This is a genomic window from Pseudoalteromonas sp. MMG012 (assembly GCF_018100875.1).
Classification (GTDB): domain Bacteria; phylum Pseudomonadota; class Gammaproteobacteria; order Enterobacterales; family Alteromonadaceae; genus Pseudoalteromonas; species Pseudoalteromonas aurantia.
The window spans coordinates 72,793-99,082 of the sequence record NZ_JAGJEF010000015.1; the positions used below are offsets into that span (position 1 = coordinate 72,793).

The window sequence follows — 26,290 nt, forward strand, 5'->3', positions numbered from 1 at the left end:
CGCAGAGTAACAGAATTCGTAAAAAAAGCAGCTATTGCGACTAGGTATTTTAGCTGCATCGTAAATAAATTATGCTGAAAAAGGAAAGTGCTATGACAGATCACGAGTACCATGAACTAGCAGAAGCTTTAATGTTTACCATTGAAGATCAAATTGATGATTGTGATGCGGACTTGGATTATGAGTCAGCGTCGGGCATTTTAGAGATCTTATTTGCCGATAAGAGTAAAATTATCATTAATAAACAAGCGCCATTACATCAGGTGTGGGTAGCAACTAAGTTTAATGGCCATCACTTCGAACTACATGATGACAAGTGGATTGATAACCGCTCTGGTGCGGAGTTTTGGCAATTTATGTGCGATGCTGCGACGCGTCAAGCGGGTACGGAAATTAAATGGAAGCACAGTTAATGTTGCCTTTTGTAGAATATGCAGCGCGTGGCGAGCATAAAGCCAGTATTATTTGGTTACATGGTTTGGGTGATTCGGGTGAAGGTTTTTTACCTATTGCGCCGGAATTAAAGTTACCAGATGAGTTAGGTGTTAGGTTTGTTTTTCCACATGCACCAGAACAACCGGTCACCATTAATGGTGGTATGGTGATGCGCTCTTGGTATGATATTAAATCTATGGATGCAGAAAGCCGTGCTGATGAGCATGGTGTTAGGGAATCGGCTGATAAAGTGCAGCAACTGATTGATGCTGAAATAGCAAAAGGGATTAGCCCTGACAAAATTATTTTAGCGGGCTTTTCACAAGGTGGGGTGATCTCTTTACATCTGGCACCGCGATTATCAGTTAAACTTGCTGGTGTAATGGCGTTATCGACTTATATGTGCGCGCCTGCTAAGTTAGCCAATGAAGCCGTACAAACCGAACTAAATATTTTCATGGCACATGGTAATCAAGATCAAGTTGTACCTATGTCGTTAGGGCGATTGGCTTACGATACACTGTGTGGGCAAGGATACGACATAAGCTGGCAAGATTACCCGATGGCCCATCAAGTATGCCATGAAGAGTTAACCGCGATCCGTAATTGGTTAATCGCCACATTATCTTAATTGAGGAAGAGCAGCAATGACACAACGGATAGTCATCAAAACGGCCGTTACTAAAACGACACCTACCGTTCAAGTGGTAAGTTATCAATGGCACTGGCGCCGTATTTTTGCGGTATCGAGTGTTGTGTTGTTGTCTGCGGCTGGCGTTACTTACGGTTTAACCAATGTCGTAAACGCTGATGAAATGCATCTACAGGCGCCTGATAACATCCCTAGTGCGGGAACAGTTGTAGCACATTTGGCAGATGAGAGTGTGTCAGGTGATGACGCGCTTGCAAGTACGACAGTAGCCGTGGTAGGCAAAGATAGTGAGATCACAGCTGTGTCAGTGGCACGAGCTCCTGCAATCTTAGTAGTTTCTGAAGTGGAGCCTGAATTATCGTTAGAGAAAGCACGCACTGTGACGAGTGAAACCATAGAGGGAGCAGATGAAGAGGATGCTGAGCAGGAGATAGCCTCAATGGTGACTGAAACTGTATTTTCAGAATCAGCGCATATTGCTAATGTGGCGCTTGGAGCTAAAATAGATACAAACGTCGTGAGTCGTGCTGTATTGACTACGGGCATTGAACAGCGCGAGCCGATTGACGTTTTAAATGACAACTTAAAGCGTACCCAGTTTTCAGAAAAACTTTACTTCTTTACTGAGATTAAAAACTTGCAAGGCAAAATAGTGCATCACTTATGGTTTCATCAAGACCAGTTGATGGCAGAAATTCCCTTGCCCGTGAATGCGGTGAGGTATCGTACTTACTCAAGTAAAAATATTATGCCAAGCCAAACTGGGCAATGGCGTATTGAGGTTGTTACCCAGCAAGGGCAACTGTTAGCACAAAAATCTTTTCGTATTATTCCAGATGCTCAATAAGGGCAGAGTTAAGGCAAATCATGACTGAACAAACAAATATCCTGCGTATTGCAACTAGAAAAAGTGCATTGGCTATGTGGCAAGCTGAGTTTGTAAAAGCAAGGTTAGAGCATTTTCATCCGAGCTTAACGGTTGAACTAGTACCTATGTCTACGCAAGGCGATATTATTTTAGATACTCCCTTGGCAAAAATCGGTGGCAAAGGCTTGTTTGTGAAAGAGCTAGAGCAAGCCATGATGGATGGTCGCGCAGATATAGCCGTGCATTCTATGAAAGATGTCCCTGTAGATTTTCCTGAGGGCTTAGCACTTCATACAATCTGTGAACGTGAAGATCCACGAGATGCATTTGTGTCTAATGCATACAAAACATTAGATGAGCTCCCTCAGGGTGCTATTGTTGGCACCTCTAGCTTACGCCGCCAGTGTCAAATTCGCGCATTACGCCCAGACTTACAGATAAAAGATCTTCGAGGTAATGTGAATACGCGTTTAGCTAAGCTTGATAACGGTGAGTACGATGCCATTATTTTGGCCGCGGCGGGATTGTTACGGTTGGCCATGCCAGAGCGTATTGCTGCCTATATTGAACCAGAAATGTCTTTACCCGCGAATGGGCAAGGTGCTGTTGGCATTGAGTGCCGTATCGATGATGTGCGTGTACAAGCATTACTCGCACCGTTAGAGCACACAACAACTCGGATTCGCGTCAATGCAGAGCGTGCTATGAACCGTCGTCTAGAAGGGGGATGTCAGGTTCCTATTGGCGCATATGCTGAGGTTGATGGCGGTACCGTGCACTTACGCGGGTTGGTGGGCGCGGTGGATGGCAGTGAAATTTTGCATGCCCAATCGAGTGGGCCAGTAGAGCAGGCAGAACAAATCGGTATTGCGTTAGCTGAACAATTATTAGTGCAAGGCGCTGATAAGATTTTGGCTGAGGTATATAGAGACGCTTAGTATGGCTATCGCAATTACTCGACCTGAAGGAAAAGGCGAGCAGCTAGGCGAGCTACTGATAGCTCAACAAATTGATATTGTAAAAACACCTGTCCTTAAGCTGGAAATGTTGCCGGTCGATAACACTCAGTTGTCGCCGATAGATGATGCGGATGTGATCATCTTTATCTCGCAAGATGCTGTGAAAGGGTTAGCTGCACACTTACCTCAATTACCGTCAACCGCAACCTTGGTTGCTGTTGGCGAGCAAACCGCAAAAGCCATCAATACAGTCTATGCGCGTCAGGCCCAAACGCCCTTGCAGCAAGACTCTGAAGGGGTGTTAGCGCTTCCTCCATTGCAATCTATCGCTGATAAACAGGTTGTAATAGTGAAAGGCGAAGGGGGTCGCACATTATTGGCAAAAACCCTAAAAGCGCGTGGTGCAGTATTAAATCAATGCCTTGTTTATAGGCGAACCCCAGTGTTGGCACAATCAGATACCTGGTTAGACCACTGGCGAGAAGCTAAGATTGACGGTATAGTCATAACCAGTAACGCGGCAATCGATGCTATATTTAATACCACCAATAAAGTGTTGTTGGCTTGGCTGAATCAATGTCATTTTTATTTGGTGAGTCAGCGTAGTGCCGATCATTTGATGCTACAACATCAGGTAGCATCTTCCCATATTACAGTTGCTTCAGGGCCCAGTGATGAGGCCATTTTTAAGCGTATTATGCCTGAACAAACACAGCAAGGTAGCCAAATGAGTGAACAACAGAATCAGCAAAGCGAAACACACGCGGTAGAAGTTAAACCTGTAAAACAGAAAATCAGTAAAGTGGGCGTATTGGCTTTATTGGTTGCTTTAGTTGGTGGTACCGCAACTGCCGGCTTAATTATTCATGGCCAGCAGATCAGCGATAAAACCTACCTTGCGCTTGCGCAACTACAACAACAAAATAGCCAACTTAGTGAACAATTAAACACCACTCGTGAGCAACTAGTTCAATTGCAAAATCAACAAAAACAAGTTGATATGCAAATTGAGTCTCGCTTAGCAGCACAGACTCAGCAATTTGATACGCAGCTGCAGGCGGCGTTGAGCTCAGCTCAACAACAAGTCAGTGGTGCACTCAGCAGTGAGGTGCTGTACTTACAAAGGATGGCACAATTTAAGGCGTCAGCGGAACAAGACTTTCAGGGCAGCATTGCGGTACTACAAAGATTGAGTGATGTATTGCAGCATGAACCAAACACCACTGGCGTATTGAGCGCAATTGCCCAAGATATTGCACTGTTGAATGCACAGGACAAGCCGCAATTGGAATCTAGATATTTACAGTTACATGGTTTACTCGCACAGGTACCTGAACTTGAGCTGCAAACTTTGCGTTTACCAGAGCAAACAGCAGCGCCTATTGCACAACTATCTAGTGATGTCAGTGACTGGCAAGCCAATTTATTACGCACATGGGAAAATTTGGTAGACGACTTTATCACGATTCGCCATCGGGAAGTCGCTGTTATTGACCCGCTACTTGATAAACAAGAACAGCAATTATTGAAAGCGCAGCTACGAAGTCACTTGTCACAAGCTCAGAGTGCTTTGATGGACAAGCAAGCCAGTGTCTTTTTTAGTGCTTTGTCGAGTGCTCAACAAACGTTAATAAGCTATTTTAAAATGGACTCTGCAGCGGTACAGGCAATGCATGACGAATTAGTCCTGATGCAAGGTCAATCATTGGCGTTTAACCAAACTGTTCAGTTACGCTCAGCTAAAGCGGTGCAGGGGTGGTTAAAATGATCCGAGTGATATTAATAATCATCGCCATTGCTATTGCCATGGCAGCAGGGCATTTATTAATTGATGAAAAAGGCTATGTGCTCATAGCGTATAACGATGTAACCATTGAAGCCACGATAGTTGCTATGGCTATCATGTTTTTCCTGCTAACGATTGGCATATGGCTCGTCGTAAAGGCGATTAAATTTTTCTGGCGACTTTATCGTAAATCAACGGGGCACTTTGGTCATAAGCGTGCAATGAAAGCCTCTCAGGCTTGGCAACAGGCGCTATGGGCGACTCTTAATGATGATAATGAGCAAGTACAAGTGGCGTTTAAGAAGCATGATGCGCCCAGTCAGTGGCAAGATTATCAATATGCGTTGCTGGCGAAGTCTGCCTTACATCAAGGCGAGCAGGCAACTGCGGTACAGCACCTAACCGCCATGTCAGAAGAAGCACAAAGCAAAGTGCCTAAGCTCTGGCTACAGGCTGACAAGGGTGAGCAAGCTTTGGTGTTACTTGAAACGCCGATGCAGCAGAAAAAACCACAATCAACCGAGATAACTACCTACCTTGAGGGCCTATTGGTAGAGCAAAAACATGTTGAATTGATAAAGACATTGAACGACAAACATAAGCAAGTGACTTGGTCAGCGGATTATTGGCAGCGCTTCTTTACGCGTTTTTTTATGCAAAATCAATCTGATGGGCAAGCGTATTATGAACAGCTACCCAAAGCACTGAAAGTGTATGCGCAGCAGCCTTATTTACAATCAATGGCGGCGAGTGGGCAAATTAAACAAGTACAGCCAGTATTGCTGAAATGGTTAAAAAAAGGGTTATATCACGATGTATCGACGGTGATAAGTGCCGCGAATGAAGGTGATTTACAATTAACTCATGCGATACAGGCCCAGCTGAAAAAACAGCCTGATAATGCGGATTTGTTAGCGTGTTTGGCATGCATGGCCCATGTTGATGGGGACTTTGAACTCGCAGCTAAAGTTTTTGATAACATAAATAAAAGTAATTGGCATACTGGTTGGACGAGTATCGCATTACGCAGCTACGAGCAGACCCAACAGTATCAAAAGGCCTATGAATTGGCGATTCTCAAATAAATACTTAGAAAAAGCCAGCGAATACGCTGGCTTTTTCTATTTGCATAACGAGGTAGCCGTGCTAAAAATGGACATGTGTCCTTGATCTTTATATTGGGGCAAGTATGATCCGCAAAATTTTATCTGCAGCCGAGTGAATTATGATCAATAACAACTTACCTTTACTTGATTTACACCGCCATTTAGATGGTAACGTGAGAGCGACTACGATTTTAGAGCTTGGTCAGCAGTTTAATATGCCATTACCGGCGACGGATATTGAGGGCTTGATCCCACATGTTCGAGTACTCGATAACGCCCCCAATCTTATGGCATTTTTAGCTAAATTAGATTGGGGTGTCAAAGTGCTTGGTGATTACGATGCATGTCGCCGTATTGCCATCGAAAACGTAGAAGATGCGATTGCACAGAATATGGATTATACCGAACTGCGCTTTAGCCCTTACTATATGGCACAAACACATGATTTACACGCTCAAGGCGTCGTCGAGGCGGTGGTTGATGGCATTAAATCGGCAACGCACAATACCGATATTAAAGTGAATCTAATTGGTATTATGTCGCGTACTTTCGGTGTTGATAAATGTCAGTATGAGCTTGATTCATTATTAGCATGCAAAAACGATTTAGTTGCTATCGATCTTGCCGGTGATGAACTGGGTTATCCAGGCGCGCTATTTGTCGATCATTTTAAACAAGTTAGGGATGCTTATTTAGGTGCCACAATACACGCGGGTGAAGCGGAAGGTGCAAAAAGTATCTGGCAAGCCATTAACGAGTTAGGCGCAACACGTATTGGTCATGGTGTTAAAGCCATTGAAGATCCAAAGTTAATGGATTATTTAAGAGACAACCGCATTGGTATTGAGTCATGTTTAACCAGTAATATTCAAACCAGTACGGTGGCTGAACTAACCACACACCCACTTAAGCGCTTTTTGGATCATGGTATTTTAGCCTGCATTAATACCGATGATCCTGCAGTTCAAGGTATTGAACTTGATAATGAGTATGCCGTTGCCGCACCTGAGGCTGGGTTATCGACGCAAGATATGGAACAAGCGCAGCGCAATGCATTAGAAATTGCCTTTTTAAGTGACAGTGATAAAAAAGCGTTATTAGCTAAAAAAGCGAGTTAATAGCCAGTCAGTTCACTTTGAGCTGCTTAATGTACTGAGCAGCTCAAGTAGTCTTGTTTTAACGCCTCTATGACTTGGCTTCTTGTTACCAAGCCAATAACCTTGCCATTTGATGTCACTGGATAAACCTTTGGTTTATTGCCTTGCATTTGCTGAGCTAAGTCGACAATATTCATGTGCTCAGTGACTGATACCACATTATCGGTCATCAATTCTTTAACCATTATTTTGCCTTCGCAAAAATAGCTACTTTGTAATAACGGGGCCAACATTTGCTGCTCTGAAATAAAGCCCACTAAGTGCTGCTGCCCATCTAAAACGGGGGCGCAGAATAATGTGTGTTGGTGCAGTTCATCAATCGCTTCTGTGAGCTCGGAATCTGCATAAATTGCGGGAACATGTGTCGTCATGATTTCTTTTACTGTTTTCATTCTAGTGCTCCTGTGTTGATGAATTCAGTATGCTCTGTTATTTTTAATTAATAAAATAGATTAAATAGATTGTTTCAATTTGAAAAATAGGACTGATAGGAAAGCTCATCACACTAAATATGTGTTTTGGCGCAAGGGAATAGAACATGGGCCGATTACTATGCGGTGTAACCTTGAGTGGGGACGATATATGAACCGTGGAATTATAAGCAGTGCCGTATAATCTGACACTGCTTAGGGCTATGAATTATTTGATAAAAGCAAAGGCATCTGCGTACATGTGCTCACGTACGGCACCATGCTTGATAAAGTCATCACGCACAATACCAATCATATCAAAACGACCGGCCATATAAATTGAGTACGTTTCTAAAGAGGAAATATCTGTCATCACGGCTTGGTGCACATAACCTGTATGGCCTCCCCAACCTTCGTTAGGGTTTTCTACTACCGGAATAAAGTGGAAGTTTTCTTTGGTTGCTGCCCATGCTTCCATTTCTGTTTTAGCATATAGCGCAGACTCTTCTTTTACACCCCAGTAAAAATACACTGGTTGAGTACAACCAACCTCGCTTAAGTGATCGGCCATTGATTTAACATACGAGAACCCAGTACCACCTGCGAGCAAGACAATGGGTCTTTGGCAATCAATGCGTAATTGCGAGACACCTAAGCCAACTTCAAGTGCAACAGGGCGGTTGTTTAAATGAGCTTGGCGTAAATGTTCAAGCGCTTGTGATGCGTATGCATCAGCAGCCGATGCACCAATGTGCAATTCTAACTCGTTTTGTTGTGATGGTTTGCTTGCGATTGAAAATGCACGCTTGTCTTTCTCACCTAACACAAGTTGTAAATAGTGCCCTGCTTCAAACTTTGCTGCAGTAGCAGGTTTAAGCGTGACTTTGTAAATAATTTCTGTAAGTGGCGTGATAGCTATCACGTCAGCATTGATTGTTTGCATGTGTTACCTTTTCGCACGGTCTTGTTTGGCAATGTACTTTTGAATATTACCAACCACTAAATTTTTGTATAAACTCTAGGCACTTTAGCATAGGTACCTAGGTTATCCTATGGCTTGAGTGGGATATCTAAGCTGTCCCAGATATCATCTATTCTTTGTTTCACTTGTTCATCCATCACGATAGGCTCGCCCCACTCTCGGTCCGTTTCTCCTGCCCACTTGTTTGTTGCGTCCATACCCATTTTAGAACCGAGTCCCGAAACAGGGGAAGCAAAATCAAGGTAGTCAATCGGCGTATTTTCTATCATGGTTGTATCCCTTGCCGGATCCATACGCGTCGTGATAGTCCAAATGACGTCATTCCAATCTCTTGCATTGACATCATCGTCGCAAACTATGACAAATTTAGTGTACATAAACTGACGTAAGAAAGACCATACACCCATCATCACCCTTTTTGCATGACCAGGATATTGCTTCTTCATCGTTACTATCGCCATTCGATAGGAACAGCCTTCAGGAGGAAGGTAAAAATCAACAATTTCTGGAAATTGCTTTTGTAAAATGGGCACGAACACTTCATTGAGTGCGACACCTAAAATGGCAGGTTCATCTGGTGGGCGACCTGTATATGTACTATGGTAAATTGGGTTTTCTCTGTGGGTCATATGGGTTACTGTCATCACAGGGAAATCATCAACTTCATTATAATAACCAGTGTGATCACCATAGGGCCCTTCAGGGGCCATTTCACCGGGCATGATATGGCCTTCAAGAATAATTTCTGCGCTGGCAGGCACTTGTAAGTCATTTGAAATGGATTTTACCACTTCGGTTTTTGAGCCTCGCAGCAGCCCAGCAAATGCATATTCACTTAACGTGTCAGGCACAGGGGTCACCGCGCCTAAAATTGTTGCCGGATCAGCTCCTAGCGCAACCGACACGGGATAAGGCTCGCCTGGATTTTCTTTGCACCACTCCTGAAAATCGAGCGCGCCACCTCTGTGCGATAACCAGCGCATTATTATTTTATTTTTACCCAGTAACTGTTGTCGGTAAATACCTAGATTTTGGCGCTTTTTGTAAGGTCCACGCGTGACAGTTAGGCCCCAAGTGATCAAAGGAGCTGCATCTCCAGGCCAACAATGTTGAATGGGTAACTTGGTCAGATCCACGTCATCGCCACTGATCACGATTTGTTGACAAGGAGCTTTGCGGACTTCTTTGGCTGGCATATTCAGCACCTGCTTAAACACAGGGATTTGTCCTAGCGCTTCCTTTATGCCTTTTGGTGGTTCTGGCTCTTTAAGGAAAGCCAAAAGTTTACCCACTTCTCGTAGTTCGCTGACATCTGTTTGGCCCATACCTAACGCTACGCGTTTAGGGGTGCCAAATAGGTTAGCTAATACCGGAATATCAAAGCCTGTTGGGTTTTCAAACAACAATGCCGGACCACCTGCTCGTAATGTACGATCGGCAATTTCAGTCATTTCTAATTTTGTTGAAATGGGCTGTGTGATGCGAACTAATTCACCTTGTTCTTCAAGGCGATAGATAAAATCTCGTAAGTCTTTATATTTCATTTTGCTATTAGGACACCTATAGTTATGTGCAGTATATCAAGCCGTTTATGAAATGGCAGCTAAAGGCTTTATACGCAGATAATAATATGACGTTTATTAATGACGATAAATAATCGCTTTATTTAGTATTGTGCAATACTTGATGTTTGGCATATTTTCATGGAGGTCAGTTTGCATTATAGTCTTTATCTGAGCCTAATTTGTATACGGTGGTGGCTAGGTTGAAAGTGAATATAATACTCGGTATCGCGTTATTATTTTTTTGTCGTTGTGGTTTAGCTCTCGATTTACCTGAACAGGTATTTCGGAATAATAGTGCAGTTATGTTGATCATTAATCCGGATACGGGTGGCATAGTTGCGGCAAATGACGCAGCAGTCCATTTTTATGGTTATGCCGAAAGCGACTTATTGTTAATGCGTATTCAGGAGATTAATCAACTGACTGCCAAGCAGGTGGCTACGGAGCGCGAAACCGCAGTAGCTGAAGGCAGAAATTACTTTATTTTTCGCCACCAGCTGGCTGATCAATCTATTCGAACAGTCAGTGTGTATTCAGTGCCATTTCGTGACCTAAGTGGTGAAACGCAACTATTTTCTATTATTCATGATATTAGTGAGCAGCGTGCGCTGCAGCAATCACTGTGGCATTATCAAGCGAATTTAGAGCAACAGGTGGTGTTGCAAACACAGGAAATTAAGGTTGCTAATCAAACTCAGACTATGTTGTTGAGTGTGGTGATCGGTATTTTATGTGGGGCAACTGTGATCTTGGGGTTATTCTTAATTCGACTTAGGCGGGCTAAAAAACGCTCAGAATCGCAAGGCGCGAGGTTACGATCTATTTTTAATGCGATTGAAGATTACCTTATTTTTACTAACGAGCAGGGAGAGATACTGTCTGCAAATACACGGGTAAATGATGACTTCGTTCCGACAGAGAATATGATCAATGAATCAATAGGTACAGTATTAACAAATCCCGGCTGTCTGTCTGAGCCCGCTTATGTCAATAAAGAGTGTCAATTGCATGTTCAAGGACAGCTTCGTTCATTCAATGTGACTAAAAATGAGGTGCTTGATGGTAAAGAACAACGTCTCGGTTTTATTTATGTGTTGCATGATATAACCGTCCGCTTAACAAATGAACGAGAACAACGCTTGGCTAGCACGGTATTCTCAACGACGAGTGAAGGGGTGTTAGTTTCAGATAAACAGAATAAAATTCAAATGGTCAATCGGGCTTTTACTCAGATTACGGGTTATAGTCAAAATGAGGTGTTGGGAGAGTCTCCAGCTTTATTTAATTCAGGTCGGCATGGCACTGCATTTTTTAGTCAGTTATATAGTGATTTACATGAACATGGTCACTGGGAAGGTGAAATCTGGAATCGGCGCAAAGCCGGTGATGTGTACCCGTGTTGGCTGCAAGTCTCTGCGGTGTTTGATGAGAAGCAGAACATTGAAATGTATGTAGCACTATTTAACGATATTACCTCCCGCAAGAATCACGAACAAATGATGTGGCAGCAGGCCAATTTCGATACATTAACTGGGCTGGCCAACCGGTTACATTTTCATGAGCAATTTGATCACACATTAGAGAGAGCGAAAAAACAATCGAGTCGTTTGGCAATTTGCTTTATTGATTTAGACCGCTTTAAAGCTGTTAATGATACTTTAGGCCACCATATTGGAGATTTGCTCTTAATTGAGGCTGCACAGCGACTCAAAGACTGTACTCGTAGTTCTGATATTGTAGCGAGGCTAGGTGGTGATGAATTTGCTTTATTACTGCCCGATATTGACACCATCAGTGATATTGAGAAAATAGCCAATAAAGTATTACAGCAATTGAGCAGTCCATTTGAGCTGGAAGGGCATGAAACATTTGTTTCCGGTAGTATCGGGGTGACCTTTTTCCCTGATGACGGCTGTGATCGCAAGGCATTACTTCGTAATGCTGATAGTGCTATGTATAAGGCAAAAGAGCATGGAAGAAACTGTTATCAATTTTATACGTCGGCAATGCATGATCATGCTCAAGCTAGACGCCAGTTAGAAGGGGCGTTACATAAGGCACTATCAAATCAAGAGCTAACGGTTGTGTATCAGCCAATTATTAGCCTTGATGGGAAGCAAATTGGTTGCGAAGCGTTACTAAGGTGGCACAATGAGACGCTTGGAGAGGTACCCCCTGGGCGGTTTATTCCTATTTGTGAGGAGTTAGGCTTAATCATAACAATCGGTGAATGGGTACTCTATCAAGCATGCTCTCAGGCTAAAGCATGGTGCAATCGTTTTCAGCATCCTCTATTTATAACAGTCAATGTGTCAAGCATTCAGTTCCAACGCGCCGATATGGCAAAAGTGATAGCACGTGTTTTACGCGAGACAGGCTTAGATAGCCGATGTTTAACGGTTGAAATTACAGAAACAGTACTCGCAGATAACGCGCAAAATATTCTACAGCAGCTCCTCGCGTTACGTGAAATGGGCGTTGAATTGGCGATTGATGACTTTGGAACAGGCTATTCATCATTGAGTTACCTGAAGCGCTTCCCGCTGTCGAAGTTAAAAATTGATAGGGCATTTATTCGTGATTTACCAGATGATCAAGAAGATCGCGCATTAGTAAAAGCAATTATCTCCATGGCAGGTAATTTAAATTTGAAAGTGGTAGCGGAAGGTGTGGAAACTCAATCGCAATTAGAGTTTTTGCAAACCTTACAATGTGACTATAGTCAGGGGTATTTACATAGTAAACCTCTCAGTGCATCTGCATTTCAAGAGTGGTTTGCTACAACAGTAAAATGATTCAAAGGCATAGTGATTGCGTGCTTTTACAGAGTTTTTCTAAGGCATGTAGAGCACGTTGATGGCCTTGCATTGCAGACTTTTGGTACCAATAATGCGCCTGTTTCAAGTCAAGGGAGGTGCCTTCCCCTAGCTCAAACATACCTGCTAAATTATATTGTGCCCACGCATCACCAGATATGGCCGCAATTTTGAATGAATTGAACGCCAAAGCGAAGTTGTTTTGGCGATACAACCGTATACCTTCATTATTATGTGTCGTTACGCTGTTGTTGATATGAACTTTTTGATTAATTGGCTGTGGGCTTTGTCGCTGTTTAACGATACCGCCCATGACATATATTTCCCTAGGTCTATAAACATCATCTATGGCATCTTGAGCAAACATAGATAACAGGGCCTCACGCTCCAAGATGAGGTGTTCTGAGCGGAAAAAGCTATTGAGCATTAGCCCATCGAGCTTTATGGCTCGTTCAGCGTCACGCTTGCGGCGATAGGTCGTTGTACTTTGCGTTAATATAATTTTGTTCTCTGCGACTTGTAACACCTGTGCGACTCGATACTGAGCTTGATATTTACGATCAGTTTGAATTCGGCCCAGATTAATCACATACACATCGTCAATTTTTGGATGTGTTAATAAAGAGTGTTGCAAGGCAATATTTTGAATATGTGAAATATAGCTATAGGCAGAAATCGCAAGCAATATGATGACTAACAGTACACGGTAGTGCTTGCTGATGACGCGCTCAATAAAACCGTGAAAGGCAAATAGACTTTGTAATAAAGGTTGGGTCAACCGTGAGTACATATGTGCATGCTAAAAATGGCCGTTAGATATTTTTAGGGTATTAAACATTATTGCATTACACAATGCATAGCTCTCTTTTTTTGCAAACAGGTGGTAGAGAAGGTTGAAGTAACAACGGCTGCATAAGCAGCCGCTTGGTTTATACGGTGGTTACTTACCCGTAATACGAGTTTTAGCATCTGCAGCCATCATTGCGAATACCGCATAGGCAGCTGTATTTTGTTGTAACTTCTCAGGGTCTACTTTATCTAAAGTATCATCAGCGGTGTGATGATAATCAAAATAGTCGGTACCATCTTGGTGTAAAGCAAAAATAGGGGCTGACATTGTATTTTTAAGGGGGATCAAATCAGGACCACCACGCGCTGTATTTTTGCGGATATACTGTACATTTAAAGGGGCTAGCTGTTTAGCGATTTCTCGCACTAAAGGTAATGCTGCTGCAGCAACATTTGATTCAAAGCCATACACAACGTCTGCACCAAAATCAGATTCAGCAGCAGCAACAATATTATCGAGCGTATCTTTATGACGTTTGAAATAGGCTTTTGCACCCCATAAGCCAAGTTCTTCTGCGGCAAATAAAACTACTCGAACACTGCGTTTAGGACGTTTTACATCACTGATGTGTTTTGCAGCAGCCATGGTTAATGCGACGCCAGCACCATCATCTAGTGCGCCGGTACCCAGATCCCAAGAATCTAGGTGCCCACCAATAAGCACATATTGTTCAGGGTAATGCGTGCCATTGAATTGACCAATCACGTTATAGCTGGTGCCTTCGCCTAAATCTTCAGTTTGAATATTGAGCTTGACTTGTACTTTATGACCGGTTTTAAATAAGCGGGCTAGTTGGTCTGCATCAGGGTTCGCAACAGCGGTTGCTGGGATTTTGGTTACGCCAGCTTTGTAATGGCTGCCACCGGTATGTGCGAAGCGATGATGACTGGTACTGACTGAGCGCATCATATAAGCCACAGCGCCTTTTTTGGCAGCTTCTACTGCACCACTATTACGGGCTTTTACTGCTGGCCCATAACCATTCCCATCAATATGTCGATTCATACGATAGTTAATAAATGCGATTTTGCCTTTTAGGCTCCCCTCAGGCGAAGCAATGAGTTCATCTAAAGTTTCAAAAAACACCACTTCAGCCCGAATGCCTGACTTTGGTGTGCTCACACTGTTACCAAGTGCTGTTAGGTGTAGTGGTTGTTCACTTGGGGTAATAATAGAAGCAGATTCGTGGTATCGACGCCAATGTGGAAACGTTGCGGGTTCAATCCATACTTTATCAAAACCGAGTGCTTTAAATTGTGATTGCGCCCATTCAACAGCTTTTTTATCATTTTTGGTACCTGGTAAACGCGGGCCAACCTCTGTGGTTAAAGATTCAAGGAGCTGCCAGCTTAAATCACTATTTAGTGCGGCTTCACGCACTTGTGTAACTTGTTGAATCTGTTCTGGTGAAAACTCTTGAGCGTGCACTGCATTAGAGATACAACTCAATAAACATAACGTACTAAATAGTTTTTTCATGATGTCCTTGGTATTACAGCTGAGTACAAAGCACTATTGTGGCATTAACAAAAGGTGATGCAAACGTAAATGAGATCAAATACTGTGCACTGCGATATTCGTAGCCAATTTAATCTGCTAAAATTGGGCATATTTTTTATTGATGAGATAGTACCGTGAGCGCAACCGCTTTTAACACTTTGCCTTTAGAGCAGGCACTTTTAGATACCGTGAGTGATTTGGGTTATAAAAATATGACTCCCGTGCAAGCACAAAGCTTGCCAGTTATATTATCTGGAAAAGATGTCATTGCCCAAGCAAAAACAGGGTCGGGTAAAACAGTCGCGTTTAGCTTAGGCGTACTATCTCGCTTAAATGTTGCACGCTTTCGCATTCAGGGGTTGGTATTATGCCCAACTCGAGAATTGGCTGAACAAGTTGCCACTGAAATGCGTAAACTGGCACGTGGTATTCATAATATTAAAATATTAACGCTATGTGGTGGTGTACCAATTGGACCACAAATTGGTTCGTTAGAGCATGGTGCGCACATTATTGTCGGCACGCCTGGGCGTATTGAAGATCATTTATTTAAAGGTACATTGAATTTTAATGAGGTATCAACGTTGGTGCTCGATGAAGCAGATCAAATGCTTGATATGGGGTTTGCTGATGCGCTCGATAATATTGTGAGCTATTTACCTGAAAAGCGTCAAAACTTAATGTTCAGTGCCACGTTTCCAAAACGCATTGAAACTATTTCTGAGCGTGTGATGCATCAGCCAGAAATGGTTAAAGTGGAAGATCAGGTTGTTAATACCAGCATTAAACAGTTGTTTTATAAATTAGATAATAACAAATTACGTTTTAATACATTGCGATTATTGCTATTGCAAAACAAACCACAAAGCTGTGTGGTGTTCTGTAACACCAAGGTTGAAACACAAAAAGTGTGTGATGACTTACAAGATGCTGGCTTTAATGCCGTCGCATTGCATGGCGATTTAGAACAGCGAGAGCGTGAACAAACGCTGATCCGTTTTGCGAATAAAAGCGCCTCGATTTTGGTCGCGACAGATGTTGCAGCACGAGGCTTAGATATTGATGATATGGATATGGTGATTAACTACCACTTAGCCCATGATGCGCAGACGCACGTGCATCGAGTAGGTCGTACTGGACGAGGAGGTAAGAAAGGACTTGCTTGCTCTATTTTCGGAGAGAGTGAGGAGTTTAAAGTGGCACAGATTGGCGATGTGTATGATCGCGATTTTGAACCTTCACCTGTTCCTGCACATAGCTTATTAGACAAAGCACCATACAAACCAGACATGGTAACACTGCAAATTGATGGTGGTAAAAAACAAAAAGTACGTCCAGGAGATATCGTGGGCAGTTTAACGGGTGAGCAAGGGATCTCATTTGCACAAATTGGCAAAATCAACGTGTTAGATAATACGGCGTATGTTGCTGTGGCGAGAGATGCATCGAAGCCTGCGTTCAGAAAATTAAGCGAAGGCAAGCTCAAAGGTCGTAAGTTTCGAGTCCGTCGAGTCAATTACTAGCAGCCGATTTCAATTTTATATACTCACTATGCCATTTTTTAAAGGCCTCGCTTCCCGCGGGGTTTTTGTCAGGATGATATAGTAACGCTAATTTGCGCCATTTTTTCGTTAATAATTGCGATGAAAATGGGATGGGCAATTGCCAAACTGCGCAGAGTGTCTGTAACTCTTCTTCTGCAATGGGTTGAGTGTGATTGTTTTGACTGAATCGTTGCCAAAACTGGGTGAGTAAAGACTCAATATCTTCTCGGCTTGTATTATAATTATCCCAATCTAAATAGTAGCTTTTTAAAGGGTTATCTTTAGTTACACTATTATCTACTTTAGCACTTAGGTAGATGTCCATACTGTCAATATGCAGAGACTGATCAGTTGCAAGCAATTCATCTTGGAGCTGAAACAATGCATTCATGATTAGAAAGTTCTTTTTAAATAGTGCTTTATTAGGATCTTCATCCAATAGCTCAAACCAATCTAGCTGATTTAACTGAGCTGCTAAAGTATGAATTTTAAAGACTCTCCCAGAAGAGAGCTCAATAAAAATGGCGTCAAGCAAAGGGTTGAACATTGTTCGATCATTTTAGTTCGTGTATCTTCACCTTAGCACGATTAAATTTCCTATATCAATGAGGATCAAGGATGACTGGCAAGTCGGTTACGCATTTTTATAAGCTAATTTTGTGGTTCAGTTTGAGCATGTTTTGCAATATGAATGCTTTTGCATCTTCAGCCTCTTTGCATGAAAGAGTGTCGCAATTAAATGACTTGGCTTCGTGGCAGGAAGTGGTTGAAACCGGGGAACGATTGCGGCTTCATCCTGATATTTCTTTAATGATGTTACAGCACCTTATAGAAAATCTAGGTCGTGAAGCATTGAAGCATCAAAAATATCAAATCGCAAATGATTACTTCATTGAGCTAGAGGAACTAACAGCAGTGAACCCTGTAAGCGATGCGTTTTATAAAGCCGTCAAATCACAAGGGATAGCGGCCTATTTCCAAGCCAGTTATAAGCAGTCAACTTTGGCGTATCATCGTGCTTTGAAGATTGCGACATTACGAGACAAGCCATTAGAGATAGCCAATATGCACAGTAATTTGGGGTTGGCTTACACTCAAACACATGAGCTGGACTTGGCAATTCTGCATTATGTGTCAGCCCATCAGTTATACCAACAGCATGGTGATATACAAGATAAAGCAGATATTATGCTTAATTTGTCAGGTGTTTACATACGGCAACTGCGATATAACATTGCAGAAGAGATGTTGTTACGCGCAATTAAACTCTTCAATGAGCTACAAGATGATTACGGTACGGCTTTATCGCAGGCTAATTTAGGCGTTATTTATAAACATACTGAACGATGGGCACTTTCTCGGGTTAGCTTGATGGCTGCGATTGATTACTATGAATCAGTAGAGAGTTGGCAGCACTTAAGCTTTGAATACGCCAATTTAGCAACGCTGAGTCTTCTAGAAGGTAATATAGAACAAGGATTAACAGAGGCTAATTTTGCACTTTATTATGCGGAGCAGGCAAATAGTCAAGGGGGACGTCGAGAAGCATTGTACCCTTATGCGCAAGCTTTGTTAGCTCAGGGTCAATATCAGCAAGCGAAAGAGAGCATTCAAGAAGCCATTATATTAGCGAAAGAAGCGGGTGCCGCATTGAGAGAGAGAGATAGTTTACTTTTGCTGTCTTTTATTGAATCCAGCTTAGATCAGCCACGACAGGCATTAGCGAATTATCAGAAGTATCAACGATTACAAAGTAAGCTACTAAATACGAGTTTGAGCAAACGGTTAGAGCAGTACCAAGATACGATAGCTGAGAATCAATTGAGTCAAGAAATAAAAACACTCAAACAATATCAGGCGTTACAGAAATTGCAGATAGAACAACGAGAACAATTAGTTTGGCTGGGAGCTTTATTTATATTGTCGTTGGGGATAGCAGGTGTCAGCGTTTACCGAAAAAGAGTTTTACAGCTTACAAAGACGGAACTCAGTCGGCAAGTGGCTCAACGTACAGCACAGTTACAACAAGTTGCAGATGAATTACGAGAAGCAAATCAAGTTAAAAGTCAGTTTTTAGCGAATATCAGTCATGAAATACGTACACCTTTGACATCGATATTAGGTCATACCGAAGCATTATTAATTGATAATCAAAGAGATCCAAATCTACAAAGTTCGTTACGAGTGGTTCACCGTCAAGGGGAACATTTACGAGATTTAATCTGTGATGTATTAGATTTAAGTAAAATTGAGGCATTGCAATTTGAACTTGAATTTACAGAATTTGAGTTAGAGAGCTTGATCAATGATGTCAGCGACATGTTTCAGCATGCATGTGTATTGAAAGGATTGAAGTTTGTTATTCATAACCATTTACGTGACTCATTAGTGGTGGAGCTGGATTATATTCGATTGAAGCAAGTATTGATCAATTTGCTTGGCAATGCGGTCAAGTTTACTGAGGCTGGGTCCATACAGCTGACAATCACAATTGTTGAGGGTGGAGTCGAGTTTGTCATTGAAGATTCCAGTATTGGTATGGATGAAATTTATTTACAAGGTATATTTGATTCTTTCCAGCAAGGAGACAACAGCATTTCACGTCGATTTGGAGGGTCCGGTTTAGGTTTATCCCTATCTCAACAGCTAGTTGATATGATGGGCGGGAAAATCAGTGTGGAGAGTACGCTAAATAAAGGCAGTACGTTTACAGTGTTAGTGCCTTGTGTTCCCACCAGTATGCCAAGTAAAATTGATAAAATGGAAGGCTTAAAAGAATTCAAAGCATTGTCAGGTAAAGTATTGATTGCAGAAGACCATGATGATAATCGCTCATTGTTTTGTCGTTTAGTCTCAAGCCTCGGGGTTGATGTCATTGTTGCAAATAATGGCGCTGCAGCCGTGGAGGTATGTCTAACCGAATTTCCAGATTTAGTCCTTATGGATATACAAATGCCTCAGGTCGATGGGCTTGAAGCATTTAAGATCTTACGGGAAGCAGGTTATGATGGCCCAATCTATGCGTTGACGGCTAATGTGATGCCAAAAGAAGTGAATGCCTATTTGGAACATGGGTTTACAGGCCATATTGGGAAACCTATCAGCACAGATCATCTTCATCAAATATTAGCAAAACATTTAATGTACATAGATGAAATAAGTGCAATGCAAATAGATATGTCAGATCTTAAAGCGAGCTTTTTGGCAACTCTTGAAGAAGAAAGATATAACATAGTGGACTTATGGGAAAGCAGGCAGACAAAATCGTTGCAAAATGCATGTCATCGCTTAGCTGGTGCAGCTGTAACGTTTGGCTTTAATGATATTGCGCAAACGGCTAAGCAATTAGAACAAGTCGTGATAACCACTGACCGTATGCAAGCGCAGCACTTCTATTTAATTTTATGTGATGAGTTAAAAGTAGCTGCTACGTCAGAACAGCTCAATATCATTTGAGTTATTTTGTTGCATCATGCTTTCATCAAATGCCACTTTATGGAGTCTACTTTCATCCGCTCTTTGTTCGTGGTCAAGTAATGTGGAATCTACTTTAAAAATAGATAACTTAGCGTGGATACTGCGCGCTAAGTTAATGAGGTCATTACTAGAGACCGCTTGAATTTGCGAGTTATTGAGGGCATCTGAGTTAAGCTCAACCATTGAATCGATGCTCATTTGAGCTTCATCTGATACGGCTTTTTGACGGCTAACCTGTTCGTGAATACTTTTAGAAAGTGTGTTGATATCGATCATGGCTTGTTCTATCTGGTCAACTTCACGTGTAGAGGCTTGTGATAAGGATACAGTTTGTTGAGTTTCGTTTAATGCCTCAAGCATTAAGTTATGGGCACTATCAGTACCAGCTTGGATCTTAGAGACCATATCTCTCACTTGCTGGGTTGATTGACTGGTGCGAGCCGCAAGGCTACGCACTTCATCTGCGACTACGGCAAAACCTCGACCTTGCTCACCCGCTCTCGCCGCCTCAATAGCTGCATTCAGCGCAAGTAAATTAGTTTGATCGGCAATTGAGTTAATTACATCAATGACAGAGCTAATAGCATCACTATCGACTTTAAGTGACTCGATTTGCGTACTCGTTGCTTGGATATTATTGGCTAAGCTCATAAGACTTTCTTGGCTCTTGCCCGTGTCTACACGCGTTTTCTTTACCGCATTGGTAGCTTCTGTCACTGAACCATATATTTGATCTAAATGTTCATCAAGCTCTCGTGCGACACAAATCATACGATTGAATGAAGTCGCAAGGTCAGTGCCATGTGCATGCTGTATGGTCGCTTTTTGAGTCATCGAAGAATAGGTATCTCTGAGGCTATCAGCCATAGGGGATAGTCGTGATGAGGAGCAGTAAACTTCGCCAATTAAATGCTCAATGGTTGCTAGACTGGCATTAATTGCTAAGCAAGCTGGTGGTGTATTGGCGTCTGCTTCATTAAACCGGTAGGTTAAGTCAATATTATCGTCTTTTAAAAGTGCAGCAACAAGTTCACTTAAGTAAGGGGTACTTGCATTACCTTGAGTGGCATATTTGAGCAGCACCAATGTTGTTATGGCAGAAACACTTAATAGGCATATGACTGCGGGCCAATGAAGAGAGAAAATTAGCATAATGGTAAAAACAGACAACACATTGGTTGCAAAATACCAAATAACAACATGTTTAGGCTTCATGAACGGACGAGTCCTTGTTAAAACTGCAAAATGACTATCTAGGTATAGAACATAATGACGCATACTTCCATATTTTTAAGACATAAAAAAACCTGCATAAGCAGGTTTTATCATTGATTTAAATCACTATTTACGACGCATTAGATCGAAAAACTCATCGTTGGTTTTACTCATTGATAGTTTATCAATTAAGAATTCCATCGCATCAATTTCGCTCATATCATGCACTATCTTACGTAGTATCCACATCTTCTGAAGCTCATCTGCTTTAGTAAGTAGCTCCTCACGACGGGTGCCTGAGCGATTAAAGTCAATCGCCGGGAATACACGTTTTTCCGCAATTTTACGGTTAAGGTGAAGTTCCATGTTACCAGTACCTTTGAACTCTTCGTAGATGACTTCATCCATTTTAGAGCCGGTATCGATGAGTGCTGTCGCAACAATTGTTAAACTGCCGCCTTCTTCTACATTACGTGCTGCACCAAAGAAACGTTTTGGTTTGTGAAGTGCATTAGCATCAACACCACCGGTAAGTACCTTACCAGAAGAAGGAATGACGGTGTTATATGCACGCGCTAATCGTGTAATTGAATCGAGAAGAATTATGACATCTTTTTTATGTTCAACAAGTCGTTTTGCTTTTTCGATTACCATTTCAGCAACCTGTACGTGACGGTTCGCAGGTTCATCGAATGTAGATGCAATGACCTCTCCTTTCACTAGACGCTGCATCTCAGTAACTTCTTCTGGGCGCTCATCGATCAGCAGTACCATCAGTGTGGCATCAGGGTTGTTGTATGTAATAGATTGAGCGATATTTTGTAGCAACATCGTTTTACCCGCTTTTGGCGGTGCAACGATCAAGGCGCGTTGGCCTCTACCTATTGGTGATGCTAGATCTAGTACACGAGCGGTAATATCTTCTTTACTGCCATTACCGCGTTCCATAACGAAACGTTCGTTAGCATGGATAGGCGTTAGGTTTTCGAATAAAATCTTGGTACGAGAGTTTTCTGGCTTATCAAAGTTAACTTCATTAACTTTTAACAATGCAAAATAACGTTCACCATCTTTAGGTGGGCGGATTAAACCGCTAATGGTATCACCTGTGCGCATACTAAAGCGTCTTATTTGACTTGGTGATACGTAGATATCGTCAGGACCAGCTAAGTATGATGCTTCCGATGAGCGTAAAAAGCCGAAGCCGTCTTGCAAAATCTCTAAAACACCGCCGCCGTATATATTTTCGCCGCTTTTGGCATGTGCTTTTAAAATTGCAAAAATAATATCTTGTTTTCTAAGACGTGCTACGTTTTCTAGTCCCATGGACTCGGCTAGTTTTACAAGTTCATTGATTGACTTGTCTTTCAGTTCGCGTAAATGCATATTGGTGGGTTCTTTATTACAATTGTCATTCTCGTCGTAACGAGGAGGTTGATTTGATACTACTAAGGTTTGTGGTTTTATAAACTAGCAGGTAGGGGGCTAGTCGTCCAGTCTTTAAACAAATTTTATGTAAAATAACATAAAAAAATACAATTTTGTTTTAAAACAGCATCAAGATACAACGTATATTGATGCTGACTGACACTTAGGTGTTCGTATCTAAAAACTCGATAAGTTGAGTTTTTGATAGTGCGCCTACTTTCGTAGCGGCAACTGCGCCATCTTTGAAAAGTAATAACGTTGGAATACCACGAATACCAAACTTAGGTGGCGTTCCTGCATTTTGGTCAATGTTTAGTTTTCCAATAGTTACCTTACCTTCGTATTGCGTCGCAACTTCATCTAGAATTGGCGCAATCATTTTGCAAGGGCCACACCATTCTGCCCAGAAGTCTACTAGTACAGGTTGTTTCGATTTAAGTACATCCGACTCAAAACTTTCATCAGTTAGTTGAATAATTTTGTCGCTCATTACGCTCTCCGTTAGAATTAGGCGAATTATTTACTGCGTATTTAAACACTCTTGTTTCTTATTGCAAGTTTAAACGTTATGCTTAATTGCTATGACTAAGACACATTTGACCAATAATAAATTTTCTGACTTTGCTTTAGCTCCGGAAGTGGTCGCCGGATTAGCTGAGAATGGCTTCGAATACTGTACGCCAATCCAAGCAAAGTGTTTGCCTTTTATCTGCGATGGTCGTGATATTGCAGGCCAAGCTCAAACGGGAACAGGTAAAACTTTGGCTTTTTTAACAGCCACCTGTCATCGTTTGTTGCAAAATAAAGGTGTAACCAGAAAGCACCCAAGAGCGCTGATCATGGCTCCCACACGGGAGTTGGCGATTCAGATCCACAAAGATGCAAAAATCATTGCGCCACACTGTAATCTTAAACTTGGTTTAATATATGGTGGCGAGGATTACGAAAAACAACGGGTCCAACTTGAAAATGGTGTAGATATTTTAATTGGCACTACTGGTCGTTTGATCGATTTCTACAAACAAGGCGCGTATAGCCTTAATGAAATCGAAGTCGTTGTACTTGATGAAGCTGATAGAATGTTTGATTTAGGCTTTATTAAAGATATTCGTTATCTATTTAACCGAATGCCAGATACGGCAGAGAGACTAAATTTACTTTTTTCTGCAACGCTATCATATCGTGTACAAGAACTCGCATTTGAACACATGACAAATCCTGAACATGTGCAAATTGAACCTGATGTTAAAACAGGTAAATTGATTGAAGAAGAGCTGTTCCACCCATCACACGATGATAAAATACCGCTTCTCTTAACTTTGATTGAAGAAGAATGGCCTGACAAAGCGATTGTATTTGCGAATACTAAGCAAAGCTGTGAGAACGTTTATGCTTGGCTAAAAGCAGATAAGCATCGGGTAGGGCTATTAACAGGTGACGTCAATCAGAAAAAACGACAAGCAATATTGGCACAATTTACCAAAGGTGAAATTGACTTTTTGGTTGCAACTGATGTAGCTGCGAGAGGGTTGCATATTCCTGAAGTAAGTCACGTTTTTAACTTTGATTTGCCTGATGATTGCGAAGATTATGTGCATCGTATAGGACGAACGGGCCGAGCTGGAGCTTCAGGTAATGCAATTAGTTTTGCTTGTGAGCAGTATGCATATAATTTACATGAAATAGAGCAGTATATTGAACATGCTATTCCTCTTTCTCATTATGACAAGTCAGCGTTACTTGACGATTTAACAAAGCCACAAGTTCAAAGAAAGCGAAACTATTCGTCGGGTCCACAGCGTAACCGCAGCAACAATGGTCGCCGTCAAAACAGTTACCATAAACCGCGTTCTAATTCGTAACCGCGATTATGGATATATGGTTGTAGCAAGAGGTATTGAAAGTGGGGCAAGATTTTCCACAAAATAATGTGTTTGCTGTTATTGATCTCGGTTCTAACAGCTTTCATATGTTAATTGCTAAGCATATGGCCGGTGGGATTCATACCATTGGCAGAGTAAAACGAAAAGTGCGCTTAGCGGCAGGATTGAATAAAGATAATCTTTTATCCCTTGAGGCAATGCAAAGGGGGTGGGAGTGCTTAGCTTTGTTTGCTGAGCGTTTACAGGATATTCCAGCAAGTAATATTAGCATTGTGGCCACTGCGACACTACGCTTGGCGTCAAATGCGGATGAATTTAAATCTGAAGCTGAGCGTATATTAGGCCATCGGATTAATGTTATCAGTGGTGAACTTGAAGCTAAAAGCATATATAAAGGTGTTGCACATACGTCCGCTTGTCAAGGTCGACAGCTTGTCATCGATATTGGTGGTGCTAGCACTGAAGTGATTATCGGTAAGGGGTTTACTGCTGAGATCTATAAAAGCCTAGATATGGGGTGTGTCACATTTCTTGAGCGCTATTTTTCTGACGGTACATTAAGTCAAAGTAATTTTGACCATGCAATTAGTGCCGCGAATCAAGTTATTTCGCCGATTAAGCAAACGTACATTGATGCTGGCTGGGAATTGGCGATTGGCGCATCAGGCACAATACAAGCAATTCAAGAGATACTTGCGGCATCTGGGGAAAGTGAATTACTGACACTTGAGCGTTTATACTCCATTAAAAAACAAGCAATGTGCTTTGCTAGTATAGACAAGTTGCAATTAGCGGGCTTAGGTGAAGAGCGACGTTTAGTCTTTGTATCGGGCTTGGCAATATTAATTGCTTTATTTCAAAGCTTAGATATAAAGTATATGGGTTTGGCTGGAGGTGCACTGCGCGAAGGTGTGCTATATAGCATGATATCTGATTTTCATAATACAGATATTCGTAAGCGTACGTTGGATGGGTTTACTGAGCGTTATCATGTTGATAAACGCCAAGCACAACGTGTTGCTGAGGTAAGTATCGAATTGGCAGGGCAACTTTCTGCTACATGGCAGTTGCCAATGGAACAAATCATACCTATCTTGACCGCTGTGGCGCATCTTCATGAAATTGGTTTGGTGATTGATTATAAGCTATATCATCAGCACAGTGCATACATACTCAATAATACGGGAATGCCTGGCTTTACTAAAGCTGAAAAACAATTGATAGTCGCCATTACGAGTGCTCATCGAGCTGATTTAAATCAAAGGCAATTTAGTGAAGTAGGTAACCAAACATTACTTGTAACGAGATTGATACGTTTGGTAAGGCTTGCTGTGATCTTATCAATGAGGCGCGAAGATGATGTGTTAGCAGATTTCTTCGTATGCGCAGATAAATTTGATGCGGTTAAGCTTAAATTTGCGGGAGATTGGCTGTCGGCACATCCACTTATGGTAAGTGAATTGGAGCAAGAAACTATTTACCAGCAGAGAATGTCTTGGAAATTATTTATAGAGCGCTAGCATTAGCGCTCTTTTTGTATGCTAAATAAGCAAAAAAGCCGGGTTAGTATGATTTCTATTCGAACGGCTCGTTTTCGTCATTTTTATGTCATAAAACGCTTGCGCTTTTTCTTCATCTCCCTATAATGCGACCCCAC

Annotated in this window: 21 protein-coding genes; 12 read left to right on the top strand and 9 right to left on the bottom strand. The window is 41.9% G+C overall.

The annotated features are described in order from the left end of the window. The first annotated feature begins 92 nt into the window (after window positions 1-92). The 7 genes from cyaY (at window position 93) to add (ending at window position 6,924) form a co-directional block, all read left to right on the top strand. Window positions 93-413 (top strand): iron donor protein CyaY, encoded by a 321-nt coding sequence (gene cyaY / locus J8L97_RS07755; protein WP_211048578.1) that lies wholly within the window; start codon window positions 93-95, stop codon window positions 411-413. Then, on the top strand, window positions 413-1,066 hold the full coding sequence (locus tag J8L97_RS07760) for an alpha/beta hydrolase (RefSeq protein WP_211048613.1): 654 nt from the start codon (window positions 413-415) through the stop codon (window positions 1,064-1,066). Before cyaY ends, J8L97_RS07760 begins: the two co-directional genes overlap by 1 nt. A gap of 16 nt (window positions 1,067-1,082) precedes the next feature. Continuing rightward, window positions 1,083-1,934, top strand: coding sequence for a DUF2914 domain-containing protein (locus tag J8L97_RS07765; RefSeq protein ID WP_211048580.1), 852 nt, complete (start codon window positions 1,083-1,085; stop codon window positions 1,932-1,934). A gap of 20 nt (window positions 1,935-1,954) precedes the next feature. Then, a complete protein-coding gene (gene hemC, locus J8L97_RS07770; RefSeq protein WP_211048583.1) occupies window positions 1,955-2,893 on the top strand; it encodes a hydroxymethylbilane synthase in 939 nt (312 codons plus the stop codon). A 1-nt stretch (window position 2,894) separates the two neighbouring features. Further along, the gene (locus tag J8L97_RS07775) at window positions 2,895-4,682 is read left to right on the top strand and encodes a uroporphyrinogen-III C-methyltransferase (RefSeq protein WP_211048585.1); all 1,788 of its coding nucleotides are present in this window, start codon (window positions 2,895-2,897) and stop codon (window positions 4,680-4,682) included. Then, on the top strand, window positions 4,679-5,785 hold the full coding sequence (locus tag J8L97_RS07780) for a heme biosynthesis HemY N-terminal domain-containing protein (RefSeq protein ID WP_211048587.1): 1,107 nt from the start codon (window positions 4,679-4,681) through the stop codon (window positions 5,783-5,785). Before J8L97_RS07775 ends, J8L97_RS07780 begins: the two co-directional genes overlap by 4 nt. A 140-nt stretch (window positions 5,786-5,925) precedes the next feature. Continuing rightward, on the top strand, window positions 5,926-6,924 hold the full coding sequence (gene add / locus J8L97_RS07785; protein WP_211048589.1) for an adenosine deaminase: 999 nt from the start codon (window positions 5,926-5,928) through the stop codon (window positions 6,922-6,924). Between the two features lie 26 nt (window positions 6,925-6,950). Here the strand turns inward: add and J8L97_RS07790 are convergent, their stop codons facing one another. The 3 genes from J8L97_RS07790 to ubiD form a co-directional block, all read right to left on the bottom strand. Continuing rightward, entirely contained in the window at window positions 6,951-7,355 is a 405-nt protein-coding gene (locus J8L97_RS07790) for a CBS domain-containing protein (RefSeq protein ID WP_211048591.1), read from the bottom strand. A gap of 247 nt (window positions 7,356-7,602) precedes the next feature. Further along, on the bottom strand, window positions 7,603-8,316 hold the full coding sequence (fre, locus tag J8L97_RS07795; protein WP_192506152.1) for an NAD(P)H-flavin reductase: 714 nt from the start codon (window positions 8,314-8,316) through the stop codon (window positions 7,603-7,605). Between the two features lie 107 nt (window positions 8,317-8,423). Beyond that, entirely contained in the window at window positions 8,424-9,899 is a 1,476-nt protein-coding gene (ubiD, locus tag J8L97_RS07800; RefSeq protein ID WP_211048593.1) for a 4-hydroxy-3-polyprenylbenzoate decarboxylase, read from the bottom strand. A gap of 227 nt (window positions 9,900-10,126) precedes the next feature. Between ubiD and J8L97_RS07805 the strand changes: the two genes are divergently transcribed. Then, the gene (locus J8L97_RS07805; protein WP_211048595.1) at window positions 10,127-12,715 is read left to right on the top strand and encodes an EAL domain-containing protein; all 2,589 of its coding nucleotides are present in this window, start codon (window positions 10,127-10,129) and stop codon (window positions 12,713-12,715) included. Between the two features lies 1 nt (window position 12,716). On the opposite strand, the gene J8L97_RS07810 is transcribed toward J8L97_RS07805, so the two are convergent. Both J8L97_RS07810 and J8L97_RS07815 read right to left on the bottom strand, forming a co-directional pair. After that, complete coding sequence (locus J8L97_RS07810; RefSeq protein WP_211048597.1) at window positions 12,717-13,526, bottom strand: tetratricopeptide repeat protein; 810 nt, start codon at window positions 13,524-13,526, stop codon at window positions 12,717-12,719. A gap of 150 nt (window positions 13,527-13,676) precedes the next feature. Next, complete coding sequence (locus tag J8L97_RS07815; protein ID WP_211048598.1) at window positions 13,677-15,065, bottom strand: M20/M25/M40 family metallo-hydrolase; 1,389 nt, start codon at window positions 15,063-15,065, stop codon at window positions 13,677-13,679. 155 nt (window positions 15,066-15,220) lie between these two features. Between J8L97_RS07815 and dbpA the strand changes: the two genes are divergently transcribed. Continuing rightward, window positions 15,221-16,609, top strand: coding sequence for an ATP-dependent RNA helicase DbpA (gene dbpA, locus J8L97_RS07820; RefSeq protein ID WP_211048600.1), 1,389 nt, complete (start codon window positions 15,221-15,223; stop codon window positions 16,607-16,609). On the opposite strand, the gene J8L97_RS07825 is transcribed toward dbpA, so the two are convergent. Continuing rightward, window positions 16,599-17,177 (bottom strand): DNA-J related domain-containing protein, encoded by a 579-nt coding sequence (locus J8L97_RS07825; RefSeq protein ID WP_211048602.1) that lies wholly within the window; start codon window positions 17,175-17,177, stop codon window positions 16,599-16,601. The two genes, dbpA and J8L97_RS07825, sit on opposite strands and share 11 nt — an antisense overlap. 140 nt (window positions 17,178-17,317) lie before the next feature. Between J8L97_RS07825 and J8L97_RS07830 the strand changes: the two genes are divergently transcribed. Then, on the top strand, window positions 17,318-20,086 hold the full coding sequence (locus tag J8L97_RS07830) for an ATP-binding protein (RefSeq protein ID WP_211048605.1): 2,769 nt from the start codon (window positions 17,318-17,320) through the stop codon (window positions 20,084-20,086). On the opposite strand, the gene J8L97_RS07835 is transcribed toward J8L97_RS07830, so the two are convergent. From J8L97_RS07835 to trxA, 3 genes are all read right to left on the bottom strand, one after another. Next, a complete protein-coding gene (locus tag J8L97_RS07835; RefSeq protein WP_211048607.1) occupies window positions 20,063-21,322 on the bottom strand; it encodes a methyl-accepting chemotaxis protein in 1,260 nt (419 codons plus the stop codon). The genes J8L97_RS07830 and J8L97_RS07835 overlap by 24 nt on opposite strands. Before the next feature lie 126 nt (window positions 21,323-21,448). Next, window positions 21,449-22,708 carry a transcription termination factor Rho gene (rho, locus tag J8L97_RS07840; RefSeq protein ID WP_192506143.1) on the bottom strand — a complete coding sequence of 420 codons (1,260 nt, stop codon included), beginning with the start codon at window positions 22,706-22,708 and terminating at the stop codon, window positions 21,449-21,451. A gap of 205 nt (window positions 22,709-22,913) precedes the next feature. Further along, window positions 22,914-23,240 (bottom strand): thioredoxin TrxA, encoded by a 327-nt coding sequence (trxA, locus tag J8L97_RS07845; RefSeq protein WP_192506142.1) that lies wholly within the window; start codon window positions 23,238-23,240, stop codon window positions 22,914-22,916. A 91-nt stretch (window positions 23,241-23,331) separates the two neighbouring features. Here trxA and rhlB point away from each other — a divergent pair, with 91 nt between their 5' ends. Both rhlB and gppA read left to right on the top strand, forming a co-directional pair. Next, window positions 23,332-24,612 carry an ATP-dependent RNA helicase RhlB gene (gene rhlB, locus J8L97_RS07850; RefSeq protein ID WP_192506141.1) on the top strand — a complete coding sequence of 427 codons (1,281 nt, stop codon included), beginning with the start codon at window positions 23,332-23,334 and terminating at the stop codon, window positions 24,610-24,612. Between the two features lie 41 nt (window positions 24,613-24,653). Continuing rightward, a complete protein-coding gene (gppA, locus tag J8L97_RS07855) occupies window positions 24,654-26,153 on the top strand; it encodes a guanosine-5'-triphosphate,3'-diphosphate diphosphatase (RefSeq protein WP_211048609.1) in 1,500 nt (499 codons plus the stop codon). Window positions 26,154-26,290 lie beyond the last annotated feature (137 nt).

Excerpts from the sequence above, each read along its gene's own strand:
- cyaY (WP_211048578.1), top strand. The coding sequence starts at position 93 with ATGACAGATCACGAGTACCATGAACTAGCAGAAGCTTTAATGTTTACC.
- J8L97_RS07760 (WP_211048613.1), top strand. The coding sequence starts at position 413 with ATGTTGCCTTTTGTAGAATATGCAGCGCGTGGCGAGCATAAAGCCAGT.
- J8L97_RS07765 (WP_211048580.1), top strand. The coding sequence starts at position 1,083 with ATGACACAACGGATAGTCATCAAAACGGCCGTTACTAAAACGACACCT.
- hemC (WP_211048583.1), top strand. The coding sequence starts at position 1,955 with ATGACTGAACAAACAAATATCCTGCGTATTGCAACTAGAAAAAGTGCA.
- J8L97_RS07775 (WP_211048585.1), top strand. The coding sequence starts at position 2,895 with ATGGCTATCGCAATTACTCGACCTGAAGGAAAAGGCGAGCAGCTAGGC.
- J8L97_RS07780 (WP_211048587.1), top strand. The coding sequence starts at position 4,679 with ATGATCCGAGTGATATTAATAATCATCGCCATTGCTATTGCCATGGCA.
- add (WP_211048589.1), top strand. The coding sequence starts at position 5,926 with ATGATCAATAACAACTTACCTTTACTTGATTTACACCGCCATTTAGAT.
- J8L97_RS07790 (WP_211048591.1), bottom strand. The coding sequence starts at position 7,355 with ATGAAAACAGTAAAAGAAATCATGACGACACATGTTCCCGCAATTTAT.
- fre (WP_192506152.1), bottom strand. The coding sequence starts at position 8,316 with ATGCAAACAATCAATGCTGACGTGATAGCTATCACGCCACTTACAGAA.
- ubiD (WP_211048593.1), bottom strand. The coding sequence starts at position 9,899 with ATGAAATATAAAGACTTACGAGATTTTATCTATCGCCTTGAAGAACAA.
- J8L97_RS07810 (WP_211048597.1), bottom strand. The coding sequence starts at position 13,526 with ATGTACTCACGGTTGACCCAACCTTTATTACAAAGTCTATTTGCCTTT.
- J8L97_RS07815 (WP_211048598.1), bottom strand. The coding sequence starts at position 15,065 with ATGAAAAAACTATTTAGTACGTTATGTTTATTGAGTTGTATCTCTAAT.
- J8L97_RS07825 (WP_211048602.1), bottom strand. The coding sequence starts at position 17,177 with ATGTTCAACCCTTTGCTTGACGCCATTTTTATTGAGCTCTCTTCTGGG.
- J8L97_RS07830 (WP_211048605.1), top strand. The coding sequence starts at position 17,318 with ATGAATGCTTTTGCATCTTCAGCCTCTTTGCATGAAAGAGTGTCGCAA.
- J8L97_RS07835 (WP_211048607.1), bottom strand. The coding sequence starts at position 21,322 with ATGAAGCCTAAACATGTTGTTATTTGGTATTTTGCAACCAATGTGTTG.
- rho (WP_192506143.1), bottom strand. The coding sequence starts at position 22,708 with ATGCATTTACGCGAACTGAAAGACAAGTCAATCAATGAACTTGTAAAA.
- trxA (WP_192506142.1), bottom strand. The coding sequence starts at position 23,240 with ATGAGCGACAAAATTATTCAACTAACTGATGAAAGTTTTGAGTCGGAT.
- rhlB (WP_192506141.1), top strand. The coding sequence starts at position 23,332 with ATGACTAAGACACATTTGACCAATAATAAATTTTCTGACTTTGCTTTA.